Here is a 3,080-nt window from a genome sequence, read left to right as displayed (position 1 = left end):
GGTCGGGAGCGCGCGGGCGTGCGGGGGCAGCGCAGGCCGGTCGCCGTGCGAGGGCGGCGCGGGCCGGGCTACGGCGCCGGGCGCGTGAGTGGGCGGCGCGGCGGACGGCCCGGCCTGCCGTTGGGGATCCGGTGCGGCTGGCGGCTAGAGCAGGGTGAGCTGGGTGGACCGGGGCTCGACGGGCTGCGGCTCCGGGGTGGGCACGGTGCGGAACTGGGCGGGGCTGGGACGGTGCAGGCCGTGGCGGCGGGCGGCCATGCGCACCCGGGCGGAGAGCTCCTCCTGGTAGGCCCGGGGCGAGTAGGCGCCCCGGCCGAAGAGCTCCCGGTGGCGGGGGACCAGGGCAGGGTGCTCGCGGGCCAGCCACGCCGCATACCACTCGCGGGCGCCGGGGCGCAGGTGCAACGGGATCGGGGTGACGCTGGTGGCGCCGGCCGCGGCGATGGCGGCGACCGTCTCGTCGATGGACTCCTCGGTGTCGGTGAGTCCGGGCAGGATCGGGGCCAGCAGTACGCCGACCGGGAAGCCGGCGTCGGTCAGCCGGCGCACCGCGTCGAGGCGGCGGCGAGGGCTGGGGGTGCCGGGCTCGGCGGAGCGCCAGACCCGCTCGTCGACGAAACCGACCGAGAAGGCGAGGCCGACCTGGGTGACCGCGGCGGCCTGGCGCAGCAGGTCGAGGTCGCGCAGGATCAGCGTGCCCTTGGTGAGGATGGAGAACGGGTTGGCGTGGTCGCGCAGCGCCGCCAGGATCTCCGGCATCAGCTGGTAGCGGCCCTCGGCGCGCTGGTAGACATCGACGTTGGTGCCCATCGCGATCGGGTCGCCGGCCCATCGGGAGTCGGCGAGCTCGCGGCGGATCAGCTCGCCGGCGTTCACCTTCACCACGATGCGGGAGTCGAAGTCGTGGCCGGGGTCGAGGTCGAGGTATCCGTGTGTGCTGCGGGCGAAGCAGTTGTGGCTGACCACGCCGTCGGCGATGAAGTCGCCGGTGCCGGTGGAGATGTCGAACAGCGGCAGGGTGAGACCGAGGTCCTCGATGTCGGCGACGGCGAGCCGGCGGTCGGCGCGCACTCCCACGCCGGACGCGTCGAGCGGGGCGTCGGGCGCGCCCGTGAGGTGCCGGAAGCGCAGCGCGGACCAGAGATCCCGGCCGGTCTCCACCCGGCCGGGGCGCCCGGCGCGGCAGGGGACCGGGGTGCGGCTGGTCAGGCCGAGGTGGGTGAGCGCGTCGGTGATCCAGCGCAGGTAGATGCGGTCGGTGCCGGCGAAGGCGACGACGAGCCGTTCGGCCCGGCCGACCGCGCCGAACGCGCCTGCCAGAAAGCCCCTGTACCACTCGCCTGAGGGCATCTCGGGCCAGCGCAGCGCGTCGGGGAGGGAGACGTCGCCGAGGTAGCCGTCGGCGCGGACCCAGGCGTCGCCCTCGCGGGCCGTCCGGCTGGCGGCGTCACCGCGGAGCAGGCCGCAGAGGAAGCCGGACTGGTAGTCGGGTGACTCCTTGGGCGGCTCGGCGAAGTGGCCGACGCCGACCATCAGGTCGCCGACGGCGAGAGCCGGGTGGTGCGGCTCGGACGGGCTCACGTAGCGCCAGCCGCGCTCGGTGAGGAACCGGTGGTCGCCGCTGGAGACCAGGCGGGTGCCGTCGGCCAGGGTGACCCGGAAGGCCGGCTTGCTGGTGGCCCAGTGGTCGAGCACGGTGGTCGGCACGTAGCGCCGGTGCGGGCCGGCGCCCATCGTGCCCATCACCGAGTCGCCGGGGCGGAGCTCGGCGAGCCGGCGGGTGGACCCGTCGGCCAGCAGGATCGGGGTGTCGCCGGAGAGGCAATAGGTGCAGGCGTGGGAGCAGCCGCGATAGGGGTTGACGGTCCACTCGAAGGGCACGCGGGAGGCGCCGGGCACCCGGTTGATCAGCGACTTGGCGCGGATCTCGTAGAACGTCATGCCGGCGAAGCCGGGGGTGTCGAACGTGCGGACGGTCGCGCCGGGCAGCGCCAGCGGCAGGGGTGGAGCCGCCGGCGCCGCCCTGTCCGGGAGCGAGCCGTCGTCGGCGCCGGCTGACGGATCGGCACCGGCCGACAGGTGGGACCATCGCATGGCGGCTATTCGAACACACGTACGAGATCATGTCCACCGCTTCGGCCGGCTGTGGACACGTACGGCGTGATCGGTGTGGAAAAGCATCAGGCCCGCGGACCGAACCGGTCCGCGGGCCTGACGTCTGGCCTGGTCAGTTGGCCGCGGCTCCAGCCGCGGCGGGCTTCTCGGTGCCGGCGGCCTTCGGCTCGTGCGCCTTCTTGTGGGCGGCCACCTGCTCGCGCACCTCGTCCATGTCGAGCTGCTCGACCTTCTCGATCAGGCTCTCCAGGGCGGACTCGGGGAGCGCGCCGGGCTGGGCGAACACCACGATGCCGTCGCGGACCGCCATGATGGTCGGGATCGACCGGATGTCGAACTTGGCGGCCAGAGCCTGCTCCGCCTCGGTGTCCACCTTGCCGAAGGTGATCTCCGGGTGCTTCTCCGAGGAACGCTCGTACGTCGGTGCGAAGCGCACACAGGGCCCGCACCAGCTGGCCCAGAAGTCGACCAGGACGATGCCGTCCGAGCTGGTGACCTCGTCGAAGTTCGCTGTGGTCAGCGCAACCGTCGCCATTGATGCCTCCGTCTGCGGGAATCGCTTTCGTCGGGTGAAACTCCTGGCACCTGTTCACCATTCCCGTTCCGTCGGCCGCGACACGTGTCCTACGGCACTCCGGTCCGAGACGGTACGGCGACCTTGAGTCATTATCGTAACTCATAGTAGGCGCGCGGTGTCAGCTTGCCGACACCCTTGGTGTGCGAGTTCTATCCAAGATCACGCAATGTGAGGCATTTGCCCAGCCGGGGCGGCCTCGATGGGAACGGGCCCACGGCGCAAAAAGGAACTGTTAATAAACCTAAGAGTGACATGCGTCACATCCGCAACTTCTTCACGTGGATACGGACGGTGAGGCAAACTCTTTCCCAACAGAGCGTGGGCGGCGGGTGCCGGGGAGGGCCCCGCCGCTCATTGCGTCCCCCTCCGTTTTCTCCCGGAGGGCGAA

General features: G+C 71.9%; 2 protein-coding genes. Both read right to left on the bottom strand.

Features of this window, described 5'->3' with window-relative positions; genetic code table 11:
- Positions 1–144 precede the first annotated feature (144 nt).
- Positions 145–2,094 (bottom strand): intein-containing Rv2578c family radical SAM protein, encoded by a 1,950-nt coding sequence (locus Asi03nite_RS37330; RefSeq protein ID WP_203685233.1) that lies wholly within the window; start codon positions 2,092–2,094, stop codon positions 145–147.
- Positions 2,095–2,227: 133 nt separating this feature from the next.
- Positions 2,228–2,650: a thioredoxin gene (gene trxA / locus Asi03nite_RS37325; protein ID WP_203685232.1), complete on the bottom strand. Its 423-nt coding sequence runs from the start codon at positions 2,648–2,650 to the stop codon at positions 2,228–2,230.
- Positions 2,651–3,080 lie beyond the last annotated feature (430 nt).

Source organism: Actinoplanes siamensis, from assembly GCF_016862395.1.
GTDB classification, from domain to species: domain Bacteria; phylum Actinomycetota; class Actinomycetes; order Mycobacteriales; family Micromonosporaceae; genus Actinoplanes; species Actinoplanes siamensis.
Note: the sequence above shows the minus strand (reverse complement) of the source record. Positions and strands in the feature narration are given on the sequence as shown.

What these genes read in the sequence shown, in the direction of transcription:
- Asi03nite_RS37330 (WP_203685233.1), bottom strand. Translation starts at nt 2,094, where the DNA reads ATGCGATGGTCCCACCTGTCGGCCGGTGCCGATCCGTCAGCCGGCGCC.
- trxA (WP_203685232.1), bottom strand. Translation starts at nt 2,650, where the DNA reads ATGGCGACGGTTGCGCTGACCACAGCGAACTTCGACGAGGTCACCAGC.